This window comes from Binatus sp. (SeqCode), assembly GCF_049584895.1.
In the GTDB taxonomy this organism is placed as follows: domain Bacteria; phylum Desulfobacterota; class Binatia; order Binatales; family Binataceae; genus Binatus.
In genome coordinates, this window is sequence record NZ_JBAUYR010000057.1 from 21,661 (window position 1) to 41,634 (window position 19,974).

Consider the following 19,974-nt stretch of genomic DNA (forward strand, 5'->3'; position numbering starts at 1 on the left):
AGTACCTCGGTGATCGCGCTGACTCTCTATACCAGGAACGACTGCCCGCTCTGCCACGAAATGGAAGAGGTGATCGCGGCCGAGATGCCGAAATTCAACGCGCGCATGCAGCGCATCGAGATCGACGGCAACCCCGACCTCGAGGCGCGTTTCGGAATCGAGGTGCCGGTTTTGTTCGTGAATGATCGCAAGGCTTTCAAGTATCGATGCACTCCCGCGGAGTTACGAAAACGCCTCGCGCGCGAGACGCAAAGCTGAGATGCCGGCGCGAACCCGTCATAAAATGCGGGTGATTTTCGTGACCGCCGGCAGCGAGGAGCAGGCCGTCAAAATCGCGCACACTCTGGTCGACGAACGCCTGGCGGCATGCGTCAACATCGTCGGACCCATTCGATCGATCTACCGATGGCGAGACGAGGTAAAGGACGATCCCGAATACCTGCTGATCATCAAAACCCGCGCGCTGCTTTATATGAAAGTTGAGACGCGCGTTCGCGAGATGCATACCTACGAGGTGCCGGAAATCCTCGCGCTCAACGCGGATCGCGGCTCGCCTCCGTACATCCAATGGATGCTCGACACGACCGGCGGGCATCATTCATTCGCGGCCAAACCTGCGAAGCGCGCACCCGGACGCTCGCGATGATCAGGATCGCGATTGCAGGCGCTGGTGCGATTGCCGAGCGCGCACACATTCCCGCGCTTGCGAGCGTCGCGGACACGCAAATCGTCGCGATACAAAGCCGCACTGTTGAAAAAGCCGAGCGTGTTGCGCGCGCAGTTTCACAGGATGACGCGCACCGGCCGAAGGTCTATTCGAATTTCGATGAAATGCTGGCGCGCGAGCGTCCGGATGCGGTCGGAATCTTCACGCCGAATAATTTGCACTGCGAATTTACGGTGAAGGCGCTCAACGCGGGCGCGCACGTGCTCGTGGAAAAGCCGATGGCCCCTATAGCCGCAGAGGCGCGCAAAATGGTTGACGCGGCCACGAAAGCCAATCGCGTGCTGATGGTCGCGATGCAGCTGCGCTTCGGCGCAATCGAGCGCGCTATTAAGGACGCGCTGACTACTGGCGCAATCGGCACGCCGAACTTTATTCGCGCACGGCTTTCACACGGCGGACCTCAATTATGGGCGCCGCGACAGAAATGGTTCACGACGGCTTCAGAAGCCGGCGGTGGCGCGATGCTTGATCTCGGCGTCCACGTCGCCGATCTCGCCATCTGGTTCATGGGCGAAATCGATTCCGTATCGGGACAAGTCGGAACCCTCGCCAAGCAGATCGAAGTCGATGACACCGGCGCGATGGTCATGCACTTCAAATCAGGAGCAATTGGCGTCGTCGAGGCGAGTTGGAGCAGCATGCCCCCGCTGTCCGCGATCGAGATTTACGGCAGCGAGGGCAGGGTGATGGCGGGATATCCGCGCAACGATATCTCGATTCTAACAGCCGATGGCAGTCCTGCCCCCGGGTTCGCGCGCGAGGACGTGATGAGCCGCTTCGATCCGCGCGACATGCTCGCTCCGTCGCGCGCACTCGCTGAAAATTTCGTTGGCGCAATTCAGGGCCGCATGAAACCCTCGCCTGACGGTATCGATGGACTGCGCGCCGTCGAAGCGATCGAGGCGTGCTATCGTTCGTCGTGGACGGGCAGTCGAATCAAGCTGCCGCTCGATTCATAATTCACACATGTTTCGTGATTCGATCAAAAACATGGCGCCGTATCGGCCCGGCGAGCAGCCGCGTCCCGGCCAGCGCCTGATCAAGCTCAACACCAACGAGAATCCTTACCCGCCGTCACCGCGAGTGCGACGCGCGGTCGCGAAAGTGCTGGCAGGGTCTGCGCTGCGTTTGTATCCTGCGCCGCGTGCCGATGAATTCGTCGCGAGCGCCGCGAAGATCTATTCGGTTCCGCAGAGCATGATCCTCGCGGGCAACGGCTCGGACGAACTGCTGGCGATGGTCTTTCGCGCCACGCTGGGAGCGGGCGACACCGTTGCCTATCCCGTCCCGACCTATTCGCTCTACGACACTCTGGCGCTGGTGCAGGAGGCCCGAATCCTTCACATCCCGCTCGGCGCCGACTTTGCGATCCCGCTCGACGCTCTCGCCGACGCGCGTGCCAATCTCACTATCGTATGCAGTCCAAATTCGCCGTCGGGCACCATCACTCCGGCGCGCAGCCTAAGCGCGCTTGCCAAACGCCTCGACGGTCGCCTGCTCGTGATCGACGAAGCCTATGTGGATTTCGCGGGCGAGAACGCGCTCGGCCTGGTCCGTCGCCATCGCAACATTGTCGTGCTGCGAACGCTGTCGAAATCCTACTCGCTGGCCGGAATGCGGCTCGGTCTCTGTTTTGCGCATCCGTCGGTGATCGACGCGCTGATGAAGGTCAAGGATTCGTACAACCTGAACCAGGTTGCGTTGGCTGTGGGAGCCGAAGCGCTGCGCGACGCCGCCTGGATGCGCCGCAATGTCGCCAAGGTGATTCGCACGCGCGCCCTCACCGAGGCGCGTCTGCGCAAGCTCGGCTTCGAGGTCCCGGCGTCGCAGGCGAATTTCGTGCTGGCGCGAATGCCTGGGCGCGACATGGCGCCTGTCACCCGCGGGCTACGCCGCGCTGGAATTCTGGTCCGGCATTTCGCGACGTCGCTGCTTCAGGATGCGCTCCGAATCTCGATTGGAACTCCGGCCGAGATGGACGCGCTGTTCAAGGCGCTCGCTCCGTTGGTCGCCGCGACTCCAACGAAATCGAAACGGCGCGGCCGCGCCTGAGCGCTTGAACTCGATGGCGGCGATAAAACGTCTGTTCGGAAATTTTCGCTCATCGCGCGCGAAGAAATCCGATTCCAATTCGCATCCATCGATTCAATGGATGGTCGCCGGGCTCGGAAATCCCGGCGAGGAATATTCGCGTTCGCGCCACAACGCCGGCTTCATGACAATCGATCGAATCGCGAAAGCGAAAAACGTCGAGCTGAACCGGCGCAGGTTCAAAGGCGTAACCGCTGAAATCACGCTGGCTGAAAAAACCGCATTGCTGGTCAAGCCGCAGACTTTTTACAATCTGAGCGGCGAGTGCATTTCGGATCTGATCGGATATTTCAAAATTCCACCGCAGAATCTGATCGTGCTGCATGACGAGCTGGATCTCGAAGCGGGGCGCCTCAGAATCAAGCAGGGCGGCGGCGACGCCGGCAACCGCGGCGTTCGCTCAATCGCGGAGTCGCTTGGAACCACCGATTTCATTCGGGTCAGAATGGGAATTGGCCGGCCGCGTGGGTTCAGCAACGAGGTCGAAATGGAGCCTGGCCGTCAGCCGAAGACCGAAGAGAACAAGGACTACCTGCTGCGGCCGATGACCGCGGCCGAACGACAGGCGATTGCGGCTCTTCTGGAACGGGCCGCGCTTGCGGTAGAGGCAATCGCGCAGGACGGACTCGAAGCCGCGATGAATCGCTACAATCAGCGCAGTTAAACTACAATCAGCAGCTGCTTTCTAGTAACAAATTGTCTTGGCGAGTAATCATTCTGTTGACTTCCCGACGAACCCCGCGCTAAGCATCAAGACATTGGAACCCTCGTAGCGTTGGTGCGGTGAATTATCGCGCTTCGCTCGAACGGCAATCTGGTTCGTGCAGAGGCGCAAGGGGCTCGGGTCGGGTCCATCGGCACACGCTTCGTGCGGTCTCATAATTTTTACCCAGCAGAAGAGGCTGCGATGTTGGATCAACACAAAACCCGCTTCCGGAGAGTAGAGGATGCCCTGCGTTTCTATTTCCGGCTGCGCGAAGTGCTTCACAGCGGACGGGCGAGACGCCTGGTGGCGGACGAACTGCCTGCGCATGCGTGCGTGGTGGCTACCAACGCGATCGACGACTACCAGTGCATCGGATGGTGCATGCGCGGGCTCGATGAGGTCGCACTATGGCTTCTGAGCGAGCTCTACGGACCGACCGGTTTCGGCGTGCATCGGCGAACATTCTCGCATGCGCGAAAAGCCGGCAAGCTCGAGTTTCCGCATCGCGATTTTCGCCTGCGCGAGGTCGGCATGATTCACGAGCATGCACTCGGCGTCGTGAAGCGAGGTCTGCGCGAACTAGGCATGATCCCCAAGCGCCCGATGAAGACCGCGCGCGAGTGCGGCGGGATGATGGCAGTGAGCAAGCGGGCGCATTTTCACGGCGACCGCGCAGCTGAACGCGGATAGGTCAACGAGCGAGTCGGGACCGCGCCTGGCGGGCTATTCCGCCCCGTCAAAATTCCTGTACGCTTGGAAGCCACTGCCACTGGAACTCGAGCGAACGGAATTGGCAAAGCGGAACGTGAAGGAAAATCAGGCGGATGAACAGGCGGCCGCGCTCGCTCGCGGCGTCGTCGAGATCATTTCTCCGTCGGAGCTCGCGGCCAAGATTGCGATCGGCCGGCCACTAAGAATCAAGCTCGGGGCAGATCCGACTGCGCCCGACCTCCATCTCGGCCACAGCGTGGTGCTCAAAAAACTGCGCGATTTTCAGGACGCCGGACACACCGTAATTTTCCTGGTCGGCGATTTCACCGCGATGATCGGCGATCCCACCGGACGCTCCGAGACGCGAAAACCGCTGTCGCGCGATGAGATCGAGCGCAACGCGAATACCTATCGCGACCAGGTCTTCAAGATTCTGGATCGCGAGGTCACCGAAGTCCGTTTCAACAGTGAATGGATGAAAGATCTCGACATCGCGGAGCTGATCAAAATCGCGGCGACCGTGAGCGTCTCCCGCCTGCTCGAGCGCGACGATTTCGAAAAGCGCCTCGCGGCCGAAGAGCCGCTGTTCCTGCACGAGCTGCTCTATCCCGTCATCCAGGGTTACGATTCGGTTGCGTTGAAAGCAGATCTCGAGATTGGTGGCACCGATCAGAAGTTCAACATGCTGGTCGGCCGCGATCTGCAACGGCATTTCGGACAGGCCCCGCAAGTCGTGATCACGATGCCGGTGCTGGAAGGCCTCGACGGCGTTAAAAAGATGTCCAAGTCGCTCGGCAACTACGTCGGCCTCACCGATAAGCCCGAGGACATGTACGGCAAACTGATGTCGGTGCCCGACAAACTGATGGTTCGATACTACGAACTGCTGACGAACGCGCCCCCCGACGAAATTGCAGCGGTGAAGTCGGGCGGGATGCATCCGATGGAGGCGAAGAAGCGCCTCGCTCGCACGATCGTCACCGAATATCAGGGCGCGGCCGCAGCAACTCGCGCCGAGGAGTACTTCGAGAGCAAGCATCAGCGCCGTGAGATTCCCGCCAACGCGCAGGTGTACCGAATCGCCGAGGATCTCTGGATATGCGAGCTGATGAAGCAGCTACAGTTCACGCCCTCGACCAGCGAGGCGCGCCGCCTGGTGAGCCAGGGCGCGGTGCGGGTCGACGGACACACTGTAACCGACGTGAATTTTCGCTTCGTACCGGGCGAGCACAAGGTGCTCGAAGTGGGCAAGCGCCGCGTAGCGCGAATCGAGCCCTGACGGATCGCGGACTCAGCCGTCTTTGTTCTTCTCAGCCGCGGCGACTGCTTCGCGCAGCTTTTCCATCGTGCGGCCGAGCGCCTTGGTGTAGCGCTGCTTGGTCCAGGTTTCCTTGGTCCGCATCTTCAGCCATCCGAGCTTTACTGCGTCGGGCTTATTGCCCATCTCGCCGGTCGAGACCTCGATGATCGCACGCTCTTCGGTGTTGAGCGAGTCCAGCACTTCGCGCTTGAGATTCTGCAGAAATCCGGACTTGAGGTCGATATCGATTTTCATCGAAACTGCACTTCCATCACCTGAGCCTAGTCCTTAGCATGCGCACCCTCAACGGGTGGTTGACATCGGCAACCGCCGGCGTTAGTCGCGGACCAGGGAGAAAAAATCATGAAACATTTTACCGTCGAGCAACGCGAGCAGGTTCAGGTCTGGACTATCAGCAATCCGCCGATGAACTACATGACCGCGCCGATGTCGCAGGAGCTGCTCGAGCTGGTCGGCCGCGCCGAGAACGATGCCAACACTCGCGCGATCATTCTTACCGGCGGTGTCGACGGCAAATTCATCACGCACTACAGCGTCGACGAGCTGGCAGCGATGGCCGCCGATCCCGCCGCCTGCGCGCAACTCTTTCCCGTCGCGTCGGCCGGGTTCCATCGGATGCTCGACCGGATCATGTTGATGCCGAAAGCTGTGATCGCTGCGATCAATGGCGACTGCATGGGCGGCGGCTACGAGCTCGCGCTCGCATGCGATTTTCGCCTGGCGGCAGACGGTCCTTATCAGATCGGATTACCCGAGGCGGTGCTCGGGATATTGCCCGGCGGCGGTGGAACGCAGCGCCTACCGCGGCTGATAGGGCGGGGCAGGGCGCTCGAAGTGCTGCTGTTCGGCAACGTCTACAATCCGCGCGACGCCGAGAAAATGGGAATGGTCAACCGCGTGCTTGCGCCCGACGACCTGATGCCGTTTGCGATGGATTGGGCGCGAACGCTGGCGAGCCGCCCGCCGCGCGCGATCGCGGCAATCAAGCGCGCCATATACGTCGGCGCCGATCGCGACCTCGAATCCGGACTCTACGTCGAGCGGATGGAGATGACGCAGCTGATGTGCTCGCAGGACGCGCGGACGCTCATGACCGATTACAACAAGGCGGTCGCGCGTGATCCCATGACCGCGCGCACCGAATTCCTCAAGGGAATCGGCGTGCCGCCAGCCAAGGGAGCTTGAACAGTTGAGACTCGCGATCGGCTAGTCTTCGTCGACCGCCTGGCGAATCGCGTTCAGGATGAACAAGTATTGATTCGGTCCGGTCACGCGGCCGAGCATGTTCACGTTCTTCAGGACTTTGAGTTCCCGCTCCGTGACCTTGTGACGCGCCAGCGTCCCGCGATCTCCCGAAAACCTACGCCACGAATCTTCACGCTGCTTCGACGGCGAGGGCTCGCGCTTCTCACCGATGATCCACTGCGCTTCCGGATGCGCCAGCAGGAAAAGCTGCCTTTTGTCGAGCTCGAGCGTCTCTGCGATCCGCGACAGCAGCGAAAGCGAAGGGCGGCGCCGTCCGTTTTCGAGGTAGGCGACGTGGCTGGCCTTGACTCCGAGTTTGCGCGCGAGCTCACGCTGAGTGTAGTTGTACGCGCCGCGCCGCTGTTTGAGAACCTGACCGAGAGTCTCTTTTTTCATAGTGTATGTTCCGCCCGTAGTTTCCGTAAGAAGTTTGCGTGGTGGTGATTGTTACCGGACAGATTGTGAAGATTCTGTTCGATCGATTGTGATTACTAAAATCAACGTGATACTCGTAGCCATTGCCGCTTATCTTATACGTCTTTGGTCGCAGCCAGTTTCCACATCCGCGCAGCTGTGAACCATTGTGCTGAGCGCTCGTTCAGTTTCTACAGACCAACAGTCTCACACTTCTGAACAGTTAGTCCACTCCAGCGGACCTCGATATTGCAAAAGCCAAAAAAACTATAGCGAACTTGGTCTGGCAGTGACAACTAGACTCCGCCAAAGAGACCCGCGGTTAGCACCGATTCGGTAAATATTACCTATCAAATTGTACTTTAAGCTATCGAAGATGAGCCCGGATCGGAAGACTCCGCCTTCGGTAGTCCCACGCCAGCGATGCTATCCAATCACTTGCAGTTTTTGACTAGCCGGACGACGGCGATGGAAGATGCGGTTTCTGGCATACAGCACTGGCGGCACAATTAAGACCGGCGCCGAAATAAATTGTCGCAGCCTTCACCGGATAGAAAAAATAGTCGAGCGGCGTCTGGATCGGATCGAATTGCTGCGGTGGTCCCGACGCTACCGCCTCGGCATGAGCCTGCTCCTCGACCCGCTCCTTGGTGTTGATCTCGACATCCTGCACGCTCGCGAGGCGCTCGTCGGATCCGAAGATCGCGGCCTTGCCGGGCTCGAGCCAGACGTATCGCAACACGGTGGCGCCGTTGTGATTGGGATCCGCGATACTGTCCTTCAGGTCGGGCTCGCCCATCGACTGCACGGTTTGAGCCGGGGTCATCCCTGGACTTAGCGTTCCGCTCTTAACCGTCGAGCATCCGACGACGAGCAACGCGATCAGCCCAGCGCCCGCACTTAGGAGCAATGTACGTAGCGTGATCATCGGCAATTCAAGCCTCATAGCGTGCTAACATACCCTAGACGTCTCTAACAATCGACCGCATTCGCCGCCGTTACTCACTTTGTCGAAGAAGAATTTACAATGCTGGAAGGCGGTTCCACAATTGCCGGGATTGCCGCCGAGGCCGTACTCGGCGCCGGTTGCGAACGGCACGACCCCGCCTGCGACGACGTCATCATCACCGGCTGTGCGCCGGCGGCGCTCGCCGACGGACTCGCGAGCGGATGGGTTAGATTGTAAAACCCGTTGATGAACTGAATCCCCCAGCCTCCGCCATTGTCCATGAAACCGGTGAGCTGCTGGTAGAGCTTGGGGTCGTTGACCAGCATGCCCGCGGTGCCTTGCCCTGAATTGATCTTTTGCAGAATTTCCTTCAAGTCGCGCGACGATTGCCGCAAGCTCGGCAGCACGTCGTCGGAGAAATCCTTGTTCTCCATCAGTTGCGGCAAAATCCCGTGAGCATTGTCGAACCGCGCGATCAGCGTGTCCATGCGCGCGCTGGTCTGACGAATCTTCGCCGCCGTATTCGACAGGTTATCGAGGAACTGCTTGCCATCGGTCTGGTCGCTAAGCATCGCGCCTATCAGCCCCTGGCCCTGGTTGACGCGATCCATCGCGTGGTTGAGCGCGACCGACAGCTTGTCCACGTGATCGAGCATCTGCTGAATCGCTTGGAGCGTCAGCCGATGGTTGGGCTCATTGGCGTCCTCGCCGCGCACCAGTTCACTGAGCAACCCATGACCGTTTTCAATCGACGCGAGTATCGCGCGCATAGAGCCGGAAATCGCCATCACGTTCGCGATCAAATCGTCAGTGCCTTCGCGCTGCAGGATTGCCTCGTAATCGATCGGATTTATCGAGGCGAGCACGGTGTCCGGATTCGCGGGCGGCGCGGCCGCCGTGCCCGGCGTCAGCGCGACGAACTTGTCGCCGAGCAGGCCCATCGAATGTATCTGCATGATTGAATCGGTCCGCACCCGCTCGGCCGCGGATTGTTCGACCCAGATTTTCACGATCACGTAGCCGTTCTCGGGCTCGGGCGGAAACATTATCGAATCGACCGCGCCAATCCGCACTCCCGACAGTGTTACCGGCGCTCCTGTTTGCAAACCCTCGATTCGCTCGAAATGCGCTTGCAGGATTTCGGTGCGGGTGAAGAGTTGCGCGCCATGCCCAATCGTCAGGACCGCGAAGCACAGGATTCCGAGAGCGGCCGCAATCAGCGCACCGACTCGCACTCGCGCAAACGCAGAATCAGCCACGCGCGCCTCGCAATCCGAACATATTCGTCACAGCGAGATCTCCACAAACTCTCGCATCAACTCGTCGCTGGTCGCGCGCACTTCATCCGCCGTTCCGCTGAATCGTATCCGCCCCTGGTCCAGCAGCGCGAAACGGTCGCCGACCATGAACGCGCTCTTCAGATCGTGTGTCACTACCACCGACGTAAAACCCAACTGCCGCTGCAATCCACGAATCAGCAAGTTTATCTTGTGCGTCACCAGAGGGTCCAATCCCGTGGTCGGCTCGTCGTAGAGCACCGCCTTCGGCTGCAGCGCGATCGAGCGCGCGAGAGCCACCCGCTTTTTCATCCCGCCGGAGAGCTCTGCCGGATAAAGATGCTCGACGCGCGTCATCCCGACCATATCGAGCAGCTCGGTCACGCGCCGCGCGATCACAGGCTCCTCCATCCCGCCATGCTCGCGCAGCGGGTAGCTGACATTTTCGAACACCGTGAAAGAGTCGAACAGCGCGCCGCCCTGGAAGACCATGGCGACTTCCTTGCGGACGTCGGCCATCGCGTCCTCGCTGAGATCGTTGAGCCGCCGGCCCGCGACGATCACCTCGCCGCGGTCGGGCCGCTCGAGGCCGTTCAGATGCCGCAGCATGACGCTCTTGCCCTCGCCACTGCCGCCGAGCACAACCAGAGTCTCGCCTTCGAACACATCGAGATCGACGCCTTGCAGAACCGGCTTGTCGCCGAAGCTCTTGCAGAGCTGGCGCACCTCGATAAATTTCTTTGGTCCGTCGCTCGGCATCAGATCGATAGAAAAAACTTGGTCAGAAAGAAATCCGAGATCAGCACCGTGATCGAGGCCGCCACCACTGCCGAGGTCGTCGCGCGCCCGACGCCGTCCGCGCCGCCAGTCGCCGACAGGCCCTTCGCGCAGGCGATTATCGCAATCTCGAAGCCGAAAAACACCGACTTCCCGAGCCCGCTGAACAGATCGCCGAGCTGCACGTTCTGGATAAGCGAGCTGTAAAAGTAATCGGCACTGACGCCGAGCTGCGTGACCGCGATAAGCAGCCCGCCGAACAGCCCGACCGCGTCCGCCAGGACGGTCAGCACCGGCATCATGATGGTAGTCGCGAGCACGCGCGGCACCACCAGCTTTTTTACCGGACTGGTCGCCAGCGATCGCATCGCGTCGATCTGTTCGGTCACCTTCATAGTGCCGAGCTCCGCCGTTATTCCCGAGCCCACCCGAGCCGCGACCATCAGCGCGCTCAGCACGGGTCCCATCTCGCGCAGCAGAGACAGTCCCATGATCCGGCTGACATAAATTTTCGCGCCGAACTTGGCCAGGAACTGGCCCATCTGCAGCGCCAGCACCATCCCGGAAAAAATCGCGGTCAGATTGACGACGTTAACCGATTTCACGCCGACCGCTTCGAGCTGATCGAGTAACAACCGCCCCTCGAACGGCCGCCTCACCAGGTACCGAAAAAAATCGCCAGTCAGTGCTCCGACTTCGCCAAGTTCATCGAGGAACCGGTATATTCTTTCGAGCATCGCGCCTTGTTCGTGCGAGCGTAAGCGAACCCGACAGGTGCGGCAATATGAAATGGAAAACGACGACCAACTACTCTTCGTCTACGGCACCCTGATGAACCCGGCCGAGCGCCTGCGCCTGCTAGGCCGCCCCATCGAAGCAAGCCCGGCGCACCTCATCGGCTACACCCGCGGCCGCAAGCGCTACTACTTCGTCGCAAAACAAGCAGACGCCGTCGCCGACGGCGCGATCCTCGAAGGCCTGAGCGCGCGCGATCTGGAAATCCTCGACGGCTACGAAGAAGTGCCGACGCTCTACACGCGCGAGCGAATCGAAGTCGTCACCGCAGACTCGAGCAAAATAGAATGCTGGATCTATCTGCCGACTAAATGGGCGGAGGACTAGTCTCTAAAACGTTGCGTTGAGTCTGCGAGAGCTTCGCATTCAAATAGGAAGGATCGGATTCTTCGCTTCGCTCTAGAATGACACAGGAAAGGAACCTGAGAGCAAAATGGCGTCCTCGCCATTTTGCGATTTCTTTTCACCGGGTGCAGGGGTCACCCCTGCCGAAGGAAGCGTGAAACCCACCGCGGGTTTCACATTCAATAAGTGAGTTGGTCCTTTCCTAGCCCTTGATGTCCGGCGGGAGCGGCTTTGGCTGCTCGCCGCGCTTCAAGCCGAACTTATCGATCCGGTATTGTAGCGTCCGGTAGCTCATCGCGAGCATCTTCGCCGCCTTCGCGATTACCCAGTCGTTGCGCTCGAGCGCTTGTAGAATCGCGTCGCGCTCGAACGTTTCGAAATTGAAGCCCTCGCTCGGAATTTCGTATCGGTCGCCGCGCTGACGCTCGCCGCTGCGGGTCGGTGTTTTGCGCGACAGGACTTCCTCCGGCAAATCGCGCGGCATCACTTTCTCGCCCTCGCACAGCAGAATCGCGCGCTCGATCGCCGACTCGAGCTGACGGACATTGCCCGGCCACGAGTAATCGAGCACGACTTCCATCGCCTCGCGCCCGATCTCTTTCACGCGTCCTTCCGCCAGATGCCTGAATTTCGCGAGCGCATGATTTGCCAGCAGCGGGATATCGCCGCGCCGCTCGCGTAGCGGCGGCAGCGTCACAGTCACGACGTTGATTCTGTAGTACAGATCTTCGCGGAAGCGCCCCTCGCCGACTTCCTCGGCGATATTGCGATTACTCGCCGCAACCAGCCGCACGTCGATACGAAACGAATCGTTGCCGCCGACGCGTCGCAACTCCTTCTCCTGCAGTACACGCAGGATTTTCGCCTGCATTCCCTGCGGCAGGTCGGCGATCTCGTCGAGAAACAATGTCGATTTGTCGGCGCTCTCGAACAGCCCGATCTTGCGCTCGTTGGCGCCGGTGAAAGCGCCGCGCTCATGCCCAAACAGTTCATTTTCGATCAGGGTTTCAGGAATCGCCGAGCAATTGATCGCGACGAACTGCCGCGCGGCCCGCGGTGATAGGCGATGGATCGCCTTGGCCACTATCTCCTTTCCGGTGCCGCTCTCTCCCTGGATCAGCACGGTAGAATTCGACGGCGCGACGCGACGCACCAGACGGATCACTTCCTGTATTGCGGGATCCTGCCCGATGATTCCTTCGATCTCGAACGTACCCTCGAGCCGCCGTTTGAGCAGCTGATTTTCCTGCTGAAGGTTTGCGAACTCCGCGGCCTTCGCGACGCGTGTCACCAGCTTCTCGCGGTCCGTTGGCTTCTCGAGGTAGTCGAACGCGCCCGCCTTCATCGCCTGCACGACGCTGTCGGTCGATCCATGCGCGGTCAGCACCACCACCTGGCTGCCGGGATAGGTGCCGCGCACTTTCGCGAGCAACTCCTCGCCCGACATGCCCGGCATCATCAGGTCCGTCAGCACGACGTCGAAACGCGACAGCGCCAGCAGCTCGATCGCGCGCTTGCCGACCGCGGCTTCTTCGACCGCGAAGCCTTCTTCGCGCAACGTATCGGCGGTTATCTGTCGTTCGAGGTCGTTATCTTCAACGACCAGTACTGAGGCCTGCGTCATGATGGTGTCCGTTTACTACCGCGCTCGGCGGGAAGGTGAAAGTCAAAGTGGTGCCGGGTCCGTCCGCGTTCGGCCCGATATCGATCTTACCGCCATGGGTCTCGACGATCGCCTTTGACAGAAACAGCCCGAGCCCGATCCCGTCGCGCTTGGTGGTGAAGAACGGCTCGAAGACGTGCCCGGCAACGCCCGCTTCGATTCCGCCGCCGGTGTCGGAAAAACTGATCACCATCGATCCGTCCGCATCGACCCGCCGAAACGCAATCCGCATCTTGCCGCCTTCCGGCATCGCCTGTATCGCGTTGGCGACCACGTTGATAAAGCAGGTGCGCAGCTTCTCCGCGTCCACCTTGAGGATCGGCGTCTCGTCGCATTCTTCGATCAGCTGGATCCCCTGGCTCTTCATTTTCGATTCCGACAGCGCCACCACTTCGTCCACCAGGTGAAGGACGTCGGTCGGCGCCGGGAATATTTCGATCGGCTTCCCGTAATGCAAAAAACTTTGCACCAGGTCAGCCAGCCGCCGCATCTCGTCCTTCATGATCCCGAGCTGATGTAAAAACGCTTCGCGATCGTTCGGCTGCTGCGGCGCGTAGCGCATCCGTAGCTGGTCGAGTGCGAGGCTGATGAAATTCAGCGGATTCTTGATCTCATGCGCGAGGCCGCCCGCCAATTGCCCGAGCGCCGTGAACCGCTCGAGCCGATTCAGTTCCTGCTCGCGCTCGCGCGCGCGGCGCAGTTGCCCGACCATGTCGTTGAAGCTGCGTGTCAGCAGACCGATCTCGTCGCGCCGATGTGCCTCCGGAACCGGCTCCAGGCCGCGCGCCGCGATATTCTGCGCCGCGGCCGCGACCGCATGAATCGGTTTCACGTAACGATCGGCCAGGATGTACGCGAACACCAGCCCGATCGCGAAAATCGCAAATGCGATCAGCAGCTCGCGCGTCCTGCTCTCGGCCAGCGGCTGCGCGAAGTCGCCGAAATTCGCCACCACCTGCACGTAGCCCAGCAGATGGTCTTCGACCTCGACCGGAATCAGGTAGACCGTCGTCTCAGGCGCGAGCCCAAGCTTGCCGGCCGGAACAGTCACCAGTTTTTCGGGATGCCTGAGTTGCTCGGGCGTCAACCATTCCGCCTGCTTCGGCCGCAGCGCCGCCCCAATCAGATTCGGATCCGAGCTGTTCAGGATCAGATTCTCGCTCGATGCGATCGATACCTCGAGCCCCTGGGTGTGCAGGTCGTCCACGTAATGGTGCAATTGTTCGCGATCGATGTTTCCGACCGCGGTCAATTCCTGCACGCCGATCTGAATCACGCGCGCCAGGTCCTTAACCTTCTCCTGCGTGTCCGCGACAATCGCCGCCTGCGTGCCGAGGCTCACCCAAACCTCCGCGCCCAACGTCAGCGCGAGCAGACCGACCATCAGCACGATCAGCTTCGCCTTGAGGTTCAACGCGGGAAAGTATGATTCCATTTTCGACATCGGCGCGTGGGCCTGCGCGCGCAAAATTATTCGGGCAATTCGGTCTTGGCTTCCGGCTCGCTGGTTTTACGCAGTACCATCAACCGGGTTCCGTAGATCGCAACGCTCAGGACCGCGACGATCACGATCAGCCGCTCGAAGCCGCCGATGTACCTGACGATCCATTCGAGCTGCTGGCCAAAAACGTAGCCGAGCGTCACCACAATCGGAACCGAGATCAGCGCGCCCAGCAAATCGTAAAACAAAAATACGCTGGGCTTGACCCCGAAAGATCCCGCGGACAAATAGACCAGCGCGCGCAGCCCGGCGAGGAACCGCGCGTAGAAAATCGCGCGATGCCCATGGCGCTGCATGAAGGCCTCGATCCGCTCGATCTGATGCTTGCGGCCAGGCCGTCCGATCGAGAAGTACCGCACCAGTCCTGATCCAAAGCGCCGTCCCATGAAAAACAGCGAGTTGTCGCCCGCGACCACGCCGAGCAACGACACCGCAAGCGTGATCGGATAGCGGGTGATCCCGCGATGCACCAAATAGCCGCCCGCCAGTAGCGCCACGTCCTCGGGAATCGGCAATCCAAGTCCGCACAGCATCAGAACCACGAACAATCCAATGTAGGTGAAGTGTTCGATGTACGCGGAGATCAGTCCGACCAAGCTCTAGCTCCCGTGCGCGTAGCGCGCGCGAAGTGCGTCCCGGATTTGTTCGATTGGCATCCCCCGGCTCGCCATCGACTCGGCGTCGCGAGCCTCACCGCAGCAGATCGCGCAGGTGCTGCCGTGCGTATCACGGAAGCAATCGAGCAGATTTTTGTGGCCGTCAGTGACGTCGCATCCGCAGTAGCAATGCAGTTGCGCCAGCAGGGCAGGGTCCTTCTCCGCTACTTCGTACGCCTCGCGCACCGTGCCCTGGAAATTCTGCGGGTCGAGCGTAATCCGCAATTTCGCGCCCGGATCGCCCGATGCGGCCAGCTTCACGTCGGACGGCTGCGAACTGCTCGAAATGTAAGCCGCGGATGCGATCGCCACTACCAGAATGGCGGCGACCGTAAGTGCGACAATTCGGTTGATGCCCTTGAACATGATTCTCCCCGCAACCAGAAATTATAGCATCTCGATGAACCTTAGGCTTTGATTCGCGAAACTGTACAGAGCGGCCGGCCGATGTGGTCCGCGGCGCGTATGCGGCAGCCGTTTCAGCATCCCCATCGCCAGAATGCTGCGGCGGAAATTGCGCCGATCCAGCGGACGCCCCAGGACGAGCGAGTACAGCTCTTCGAACTCGGCGAAGGTGAATTCCTTCGGCAGCAACGCATACGCGATATTCGTGTATTCGAGCTTCGACTTCAGCCGCTTCACCGCGTACGCCGCCATCAGCGAATGATCGTACGCAAGCTGCGGCAGCCGCGTGACTTCGTACCACTTCCCGTTCGCATACTTATCGCACGGCGCGCTGACAGCCTTCACATCGGGAATCAGCGCCATGTAGGCGACCGACACCACGTGCGCCCGAGGATCGCGCGACGGATCTCCAAAGGTGAACAGCTGCTCGAGATAAGCGCCGCGCAGTCCCGTCGAATCCTGCAACTCGCGCCGGGCAGCATCGTCGAGCAGCTCGCCCACTCGCACCAGCCCGCCCGGAAATGCCCACCGGCCGCGACCCGGCCCGCGACGCAGCTCGACCAGGTAGGTCTGCAGACGCCCGTCGTTGATCGCGAACAGGACAGTGTCGACCGCGACCATCGGCCGCGCGATCTGCTCGCCGCTCGCGACGACGTTCTGTGCCCCCGCGCTCAGACGCTCAGCTCGAGCATGCGTTCCAGCGCCCGCTTCGCGCCCTCGCGCACGTCCTCGGTCAGCTCGATTTCGTACCGCAGGTGTCGGAGTGAATCGAGGGTTCCCTCGAGCGTGATCATCTTCATGAACCGGCATAGCTTGCACGCCTTGTAAAAATGCTTGTCGGGAATTTCCATCAGCAGCCGATCCGACAGCCCGCACTCCGTCACCACCAAAAATTTATCCGCGTCGCTGGCGCGCGCGTACGACATCATCGCGCTGGTCGAGAGCACGGCGTCCGCGAGCGCGAGGACGTCGCGGCGGCACTCCGGATGCGCAATCACCTTGATTCCGGGAATCGCGCGCTTGACCTTGTTCACCTCGTCGGGGGTTATCTGGTGATGCACGTAGCAGTTGCCGTCCCACGAAATGACGCGCTTCCTGGTCTGCCCCTGCACGTAGTTCGCGAGATTCTGATCCGGCACGAACAGAATATTTTCCGAATCGATCCGCTCGACAATTTTGGTAGCATTCGCCGACGTGCAACATGCATCCGACAGCGCCTTCACGTCCGCCGTGCAATTGACGTACGACACGACCTTCAGATCGGGATAAATCTTGAGCAGCTCCTCTTTCCGATCCGCCAGCGCCTCGGCCGTCACGCTGTCCGCCAGCGAACATCCCGCCTTCAAATCCGGCAGCAGCACTTTACGATCAGGATTGAACACCTTCGCCGTCTCAGCCATGAAATGCACACCGCAAAATACGATCACATCCGCGTCGCGCATATCGCGCGCATTGCGCGCCAACTCCAGCGAGTCGCCGATAAAATCCGCAACCTCGAAAATCTCCGGCCGCTGATAGTTATGCGCAAGGATCACCGCCCGCCGCTCTCTCTTGAGCTGCTTAATCTCCGCAATCATGTCGGCGTAGCGCTCGCACGTCTCAGCGGTGTAACTCTCATTGCCAAGCACCGCGAGTTTCTCGCGCAGCGCACGCGCATCAATCGCCGTCTCTACAGCTTCCATCACGATTCAATCCTCAATTGCTCAACGACTTTGCGTCACTCTGACACTTACTCCATGCTGATCCGCGGCACAAGCCGTTTTCTTATTGGCGAAATGGCGCTGGGCTCTGATAAATCCAGTGCGATGGCAAGAGTGTGGCCCGCTTTTTAGGAGTTAAAGTGATGGATGAAGTACTGGATCGCGAAATCGTCGATGCCGTGCGCCGCTTCGTCGAGCGCGACGTCATCCCCAACGCCTCCGCCCTTGAGCATCGCGACGAGTATCCGCACGCGATGGTCGCGACGATGCGTGAGCTTGGGCTCTTCGGCGCTACCATTCCTGCCGATTTCGGCGGTCTCGGTCTCAGCTTCCTCACCTACGCGCGCGTGATGGAAGAACTGTCGCGCGGATGGATGTCGCTGGCCGGCGTCATCAACAGCCATCTGATCATGGCGTACGTTATCGCGAATCACGGCACCGACGCGCAGAAAAAATATTTCCTGCCCGCGATGGCGCGCGGCGAAAAGCGCGGCGGTCTCGCGCTCACCGAGCCACACGCCGGCAGCGACGTGCAATCAATTCGCACGACAGCAGTCCGCCGCGGCGATGACTACATCCTGAGCGGCTCGAAAATGTTCATCACCAACGCCCGCCATGGCACGATGCTCGCGGTCGCCGCCAAGACCAATCCGCACGCCGATCCCGCTTACGCCGGCATCAGCATGTTCGCCGTCGAGAAGAGCGATCGCGGCCCAACGGTCAGCCGCAATCTCGACAAGCTGGGCTACAAAGGAATCGACACCTGCGAAGTTCTGTTCGAAGACGTGGCCGTCCCCGCCGCAAATTTAATCGGCGGTGCCGAAGGGGCAGGATTCAAACAGGTGATGAGCGCGCTCGAAGTCGGACGCATCAACGTAGCCGCGCGCGCGGTCGGAGTAGGGCAGGCCGCCTTCGAAACCGCGATTCGCTACTCGCAACAACGGACAGCCTTCGGCAAACCAATCTGCCAGCATCAAGCCGTCCAACTGCTACTCGCCGACATGGCGACGCGCGTGGAAGCCGCGCGCCTGCTGGTCGCCAACGCCGCGCGCAAAAAAGACGCGAGCGAACGATGCGACGTCGAAGCCGGGATGGCCAAGCTCTTCGCCTCAGAAGCCTGCGCAAAAATTTCTCTGGATGCGATGCGAGTGCTGGGCGGCTACGGCTTCATGGCCGACTTCCCGGTTGAAAGATTCTACCGCGACGCCCCGCTGATGATGATCGGCGAAGGCACCAACGAGATCCAGGCGCTGGTAATCGCCCGCGGCCTCCTGGCGCGCTATCCAATCTGAGCTCTTATTCCCTCGCCCCACGATCGAGAGCAGGAATCTGAGCGCGAAGCGCGCAACCCCTGACGATGTCAGCCCTTCGGCAGCTTGAGGACGCGCTCGCCGATGATGTTGTGCTGAATCTCGCTCGAGCCCGCCGCGATCGTCAGTCCGCGCGCCGCGAGCGTTCGATGCATCCAGCGGCCGCCTTCGACTGCGCCGACACTGCCGTCTTCGACGTTGGCGAACGCGCCGAGCATCTCGTCGGCGAACATCGCGACGCGCAGGTTCAGTTCGGTCGCGAACAGCTTGCCGAATGAACTCTCCGCGCCCGGCACCTTGCCCTTGAGCTGTGCCGAGAGCGAGCGGTAGCGCGACAACCGCAGGCATCGGGCTTCGACCGCGAACTGCGCCAGCTTCTGCCGGACGTACGGATGCTTCCACGCGGGGCCGCCTTCGAAATCGACTTTCTTCGCGAGCTCGAGCAGCTCGCCGATTGTGCGTTCCACCGGATGCCGCGTGCCGCCGGAGAGGCGCTCGTACATCAGCGTCGCGATCGACACCTGCCATCCCGCGTTCAGATCGCCGACCAGATTTTCTTTCGGCACACGAACGTTGTCGTAAAAGACTTCGTTGAATCCGGCGTCGCCGGTTATCTGAACGAGAGGCCGCACCGTAATCCCGGGGCTGTGCATGTCGACCAGCAGGTACGAGATCCCTTTGTGCTTCGGCGCGGACGGGTCGGTTCGCACCAGCAGCACTTGCCAGTCCGCGCGATGCGCCAGACTGGTCCACACTTTCTGCCCGTTGATTACGAAGGTGTCGCCGTCGAGCACCGCGCGCGTCTGCAGGGCTGCGAGATCGGAGCCCGCGCCGGGTTCGGAGTAGCCTTGGCACCAGATTTCCTCGCCGGTGAGCATCTTGAGCAGGTAGCGCTTTTTCTGCTGCTCGGTGCCGAGATGCATGATGGTCGGACCGATTCGATCGATCGCGAGCTGGTTGGCGCCGTAGAGCGGCAGCCCGAGCCGCAGGACTTCGTCCTGGTAGATTGACTGATCGATCATGCTCGCGCCGCCACCGCCCCATTCCTTGGGCCAGTGCAGCGCGACGTAACCAGCCTTGTAAAGGCGGCGATGGTAGTCGAGGAGCTGCGCCCATCGCCCGTCGTCGCGCACGTCGAGCAGGCTCGCAGTCGAGCCGCCGAGCCCCTCGCCCTTGCTCCCGAAAGCTTCGGCGGAATTCTTCTCGAGCCATCCGGCAATTTCAGCGCGAAATTTTTCCTGTTCCGGCGTGTAAGTAAAATCCATCGGCTGCTCCACTCGATCCTTCGTCAGTAGTCGAACTCTCTTTAAGCTAAATACCAGACGATGCCTAAGCGTGAAACCGCGAAGCTCGTAACGGTCGGTCGTGTGCGTCGGCGCAC

Annotated in this window: 23 protein-coding genes; 10 read left to right on the forward strand and 13 right to left on the reverse strand. The window is 60.6% G+C overall.

Annotation, left to right across the window (positions count from 1 at the left end; genetic code table 11):
* Positions 1-9: 9 nt before the first annotated feature.
* From WB650_RS10715 to tyrS, 7 genes are all read left to right on the forward strand, one after another.
* Positions 10-258, forward strand: coding sequence for a glutaredoxin family protein (locus WB650_RS10715; protein WP_423960398.1), 249 nt, complete (start codon positions 10-12; stop codon positions 256-258).
* 1 nt (position 259) lies between these two features.
* On the forward strand, positions 260-646 hold the full coding sequence (gene cutA / locus WB650_RS10720; RefSeq protein ID WP_422304112.1) for a divalent-cation tolerance protein CutA: 387 nt from the start codon (positions 260-262) through the stop codon (positions 644-646).
* The gene (locus WB650_RS10725; RefSeq protein WP_423960400.1) at positions 643-1,686 is read left to right on the forward strand and encodes a Gfo/Idh/MocA family protein; all 1,044 of its coding nucleotides are present in this window, start codon (positions 643-645) and stop codon (positions 1,684-1,686) included. The genes cutA and WB650_RS10725 overlap by 4 nt, the downstream gene beginning before the upstream one ends.
* Positions 1,687-1,693: 7 nt before the next feature.
* Entirely contained in the window at positions 1,694-2,779 is a 1,086-nt protein-coding gene (gene hisC, locus WB650_RS10730) for a histidinol-phosphate transaminase (RefSeq protein ID WP_422304110.1), read from the forward strand.
* Positions 2,780-2,792: 13 nt separating this feature from the next.
* Entirely contained in the window at positions 2,793-3,482 is a 690-nt protein-coding gene (pth, locus tag WB650_RS10735; RefSeq protein WP_423960402.1) for an aminoacyl-tRNA hydrolase, read from the forward strand.
* A gap of 243 nt (positions 3,483-3,725) precedes the next feature.
* Entirely contained in the window at positions 3,726-4,214 is a 489-nt protein-coding gene (locus WB650_RS10740) for a hypothetical protein (RefSeq protein WP_423960404.1), read from the forward strand.
* 100 nt (positions 4,215-4,314) lie between these two features.
* Positions 4,315-5,514 (forward strand): tyrosine--tRNA ligase, encoded by a 1,200-nt coding sequence (gene tyrS / locus WB650_RS10745; protein WP_422306687.1) that lies wholly within the window; start codon positions 4,315-4,317, stop codon positions 5,512-5,514.
* 12 nt (positions 5,515-5,526) lie between these two features.
* On the opposite strand, the gene WB650_RS10750 is transcribed toward tyrS, so the two are convergent.
* Positions 5,527-5,790, reverse strand: a complete 264-nt coding sequence (locus WB650_RS10750; protein ID WP_422306689.1) for a hypothetical protein — start codon at positions 5,788-5,790, stop codon at positions 5,527-5,529.
* Between the two features lie 108 nt (positions 5,791-5,898).
* Between WB650_RS10750 and WB650_RS10755 the strand changes: the two genes are divergently transcribed.
* Complete coding sequence (locus tag WB650_RS10755; protein WP_422306691.1) at positions 5,899-6,741, forward strand: enoyl-CoA hydratase/isomerase family protein; 843 nt, start codon at positions 5,899-5,901, stop codon at positions 6,739-6,741.
* A 21-nt stretch (positions 6,742-6,762) separates the two neighbouring features.
* Here WB650_RS10755 and WB650_RS10760 read toward each other — a convergent pair whose 3' ends face one another.
* From WB650_RS10760 to WB650_RS10780, 5 genes are all read right to left on the reverse strand, one after another.
* On the reverse strand, positions 6,763-7,197 hold the full coding sequence (locus WB650_RS10760) for a helix-turn-helix domain-containing protein (protein ID WP_422306693.1): 435 nt from the start codon (positions 7,195-7,197) through the stop codon (positions 6,763-6,765).
* 469 nt (positions 7,198-7,666) lie between these two features.
* A complete protein-coding gene (locus WB650_RS10765; protein ID WP_423960407.1) occupies positions 7,667-8,161 on the reverse strand; it encodes a hypothetical protein in 495 nt (164 codons plus the stop codon).
* A gap of 56 nt (positions 8,162-8,217) precedes the next feature.
* Positions 8,218-9,423, reverse strand: a complete 1,206-nt coding sequence (locus tag WB650_RS10770) for an MlaD family protein (RefSeq protein ID WP_422306697.1) — start codon at positions 9,421-9,423, stop codon at positions 8,218-8,220.
* A gap of 27 nt (positions 9,424-9,450) precedes the next feature.
* The gene (locus WB650_RS10775; protein ID WP_422306699.1) at positions 9,451-10,200 is read right to left on the reverse strand and encodes an ABC transporter ATP-binding protein; all 750 of its coding nucleotides are present in this window, start codon (positions 10,198-10,200) and stop codon (positions 9,451-9,453) included.
* Positions 10,200-10,955 carry an MlaE family ABC transporter permease gene (locus WB650_RS10780; protein ID WP_423960409.1) on the reverse strand — a complete coding sequence of 252 codons (756 nt, stop codon included), beginning with the start codon at positions 10,953-10,955 and terminating at the stop codon, positions 10,200-10,202. The genes WB650_RS10775 and WB650_RS10780 overlap by 1 nt, the downstream gene beginning before the upstream one ends.
* A 52-nt stretch (positions 10,956-11,007) precedes the next feature.
* Here WB650_RS10780 and WB650_RS10785 point away from each other — a divergent pair, with 52 nt between their 5' ends.
* Positions 11,008-11,340 carry a gamma-glutamylcyclotransferase family protein gene (locus WB650_RS10785; protein ID WP_422306703.1) on the forward strand — a complete coding sequence of 111 codons (333 nt, stop codon included), beginning with the start codon at positions 11,008-11,010 and terminating at the stop codon, positions 11,338-11,340.
* 220 nt (positions 11,341-11,560) lie between these two features.
* Here the strand turns inward: WB650_RS10785 and WB650_RS10790 are convergent, their stop codons facing one another.
* The 6 genes from WB650_RS10790 to nadA are packed head-to-tail and all read right to left on the reverse strand — an operon-like array spanning position 11,561 to position 17,265.
* On the reverse strand, positions 11,561-12,982 hold the full coding sequence (locus WB650_RS10790) for a sigma-54-dependent transcriptional regulator (RefSeq protein WP_422306705.1): 1,422 nt from the start codon (positions 12,980-12,982) through the stop codon (positions 11,561-11,563).
* Entirely contained in the window at positions 12,954-14,456 is a 1,503-nt protein-coding gene (locus tag WB650_RS10795; protein WP_422306707.1) for an ATP-binding protein, read from the reverse strand. The genes WB650_RS10790 and WB650_RS10795 overlap by 29 nt, the downstream gene beginning before the upstream one ends.
* Positions 14,457-14,491: 35 nt before the next feature.
* Complete coding sequence (locus tag WB650_RS10800) at positions 14,492-15,118, reverse strand: DedA family protein (RefSeq protein ID WP_422306709.1); 627 nt, start codon at positions 15,116-15,118, stop codon at positions 14,492-14,494.
* Between the two features lie 3 nt (positions 15,119-15,121).
* Positions 15,122-15,544 (reverse strand): CYCXC family (seleno)protein, encoded by a 423-nt coding sequence (locus tag WB650_RS10805; protein ID WP_422306711.1) that lies wholly within the window; start codon positions 15,542-15,544, stop codon positions 15,122-15,124.
* A 21-nt stretch (positions 15,545-15,565) separates the two neighbouring features.
* Complete coding sequence (locus WB650_RS10810; protein ID WP_422306713.1) at positions 15,566-16,204, reverse strand: NUDIX hydrolase; 639 nt, start codon at positions 16,202-16,204, stop codon at positions 15,566-15,568.
* Between the two features lie 50 nt (positions 16,205-16,254).
* A complete protein-coding gene (gene nadA, locus WB650_RS10815) occupies positions 16,255-17,265 on the reverse strand; it encodes a quinolinate synthase NadA (RefSeq protein ID WP_422306715.1) in 1,011 nt (336 codons plus the stop codon).
* 161 nt (positions 17,266-17,426) lie between these two features.
* On the opposite strand from nadA, the gene WB650_RS10820 reads away from it, so the two are divergent.
* The gene (locus WB650_RS10820; protein WP_422306717.1) at positions 17,427-18,575 is read left to right on the forward strand and encodes an acyl-CoA dehydrogenase family protein; all 1,149 of its coding nucleotides are present in this window, start codon (positions 17,427-17,429) and stop codon (positions 18,573-18,575) included.
* Positions 18,576-18,643: 68 nt separating this feature from the next.
* On the opposite strand, the gene WB650_RS10825 is transcribed toward WB650_RS10820, so the two are convergent.
* On the reverse strand, positions 18,644-19,858 hold the full coding sequence (locus WB650_RS10825) for an acyl-CoA dehydrogenase family protein (RefSeq protein WP_422306719.1): 1,215 nt from the start codon (positions 19,856-19,858) through the stop codon (positions 18,644-18,646).
* Positions 19,859-19,974 lie beyond the last annotated feature (116 nt).

What these genes read in the sequence shown, in the direction of transcription:
- WB650_RS10805 (WP_422306711.1), bottom strand. Translation starts at nt 15,544, where the DNA reads ATGTTCAAGGGCATCAACCGAATTGTCGCACTTACGGTCGCCGCCATT.
- WB650_RS10755 (WP_422306691.1), top strand. Translation starts at nt 5,899, where the DNA reads ATGAAACATTTTACCGTCGAGCAACGCGAGCAGGTTCAGGTCTGGACT.
- cutA (WP_422304112.1), top strand. Translation starts at nt 260, where the DNA reads ATGCCGGCGCGAACCCGTCATAAAATGCGGGTGATTTTCGTGACCGCC.
- WB650_RS10785 (WP_422306703.1), top strand. Translation starts at nt 11,008, where the DNA reads ATGGAAAACGACGACCAACTACTCTTCGTCTACGGCACCCTGATGAAC.
- WB650_RS10825 (WP_422306719.1), bottom strand. Translation starts at nt 19,858, where the DNA reads ATGGATTTTACTTACACGCCGGAACAGGAAAAATTTCGCGCTGAAATT.
- WB650_RS10795 (WP_422306707.1), bottom strand. Translation starts at nt 14,456, where the DNA reads ATGGAATCATACTTTCCCGCGTTGAACCTCAAGGCGAAGCTGATCGTG.
- WB650_RS10765 (WP_423960407.1), bottom strand. Translation starts at nt 8,161, where the DNA reads ATGAGGCTTGAATTGCCGATGATCACGCTACGTACATTGCTCCTAAGT.
- WB650_RS10725 (WP_423960400.1), top strand. Translation starts at nt 643, where the DNA reads ATGATCAGGATCGCGATTGCAGGCGCTGGTGCGATTGCCGAGCGCGCA.
- WB650_RS10820 (WP_422306717.1), top strand. Translation starts at nt 17,427, where the DNA reads ATGGATGAAGTACTGGATCGCGAAATCGTCGATGCCGTGCGCCGCTTC.
- nadA (WP_422306715.1), bottom strand. Translation starts at nt 17,265, where the DNA reads ATGGAAGCTGTAGAGACGGCGATTGATGCGCGTGCGCTGCGCGAGAAA.
- pth (WP_423960402.1), top strand. Translation starts at nt 2,793, where the DNA reads ATGGCGGCGATAAAACGTCTGTTCGGAAATTTTCGCTCATCGCGCGCG.
- WB650_RS10750 (WP_422306689.1), bottom strand. Translation starts at nt 5,790, where the DNA reads ATGAAAATCGATATCGACCTCAAGTCCGGATTTCTGCAGAATCTCAAG.
- WB650_RS10740 (WP_423960404.1), top strand. Translation starts at nt 3,726, where the DNA reads ATGTTGGATCAACACAAAACCCGCTTCCGGAGAGTAGAGGATGCCCTG.
- WB650_RS10775 (WP_422306699.1), bottom strand. Translation starts at nt 10,200, where the DNA reads ATGCCGAGCGACGGACCAAAGAAATTTATCGAGGTGCGCCAGCTCTGC.
- WB650_RS10810 (WP_422306713.1), bottom strand. Translation starts at nt 16,204, where the DNA reads ATGGTCGCGGTCGACACTGTCCTGTTCGCGATCAACGACGGGCGTCTG.
- WB650_RS10760 (WP_422306693.1), bottom strand. Translation starts at nt 7,197, where the DNA reads ATGAAAAAAGAGACTCTCGGTCAGGTTCTCAAACAGCGGCGCGGCGCG.
- WB650_RS10790 (WP_422306705.1), bottom strand. Translation starts at nt 12,982, where the DNA reads ATGACGCAGGCCTCAGTACTGGTCGTTGAAGATAACGACCTCGAACGA.
- hisC (WP_422304110.1), top strand. Translation starts at nt 1,694, where the DNA reads ATGTTTCGTGATTCGATCAAAAACATGGCGCCGTATCGGCCCGGCGAG.
- WB650_RS10780 (WP_423960409.1), bottom strand. Translation starts at nt 10,955, where the DNA reads ATGCTCGAAAGAATATACCGGTTCCTCGATGAACTTGGCGAAGTCGGA.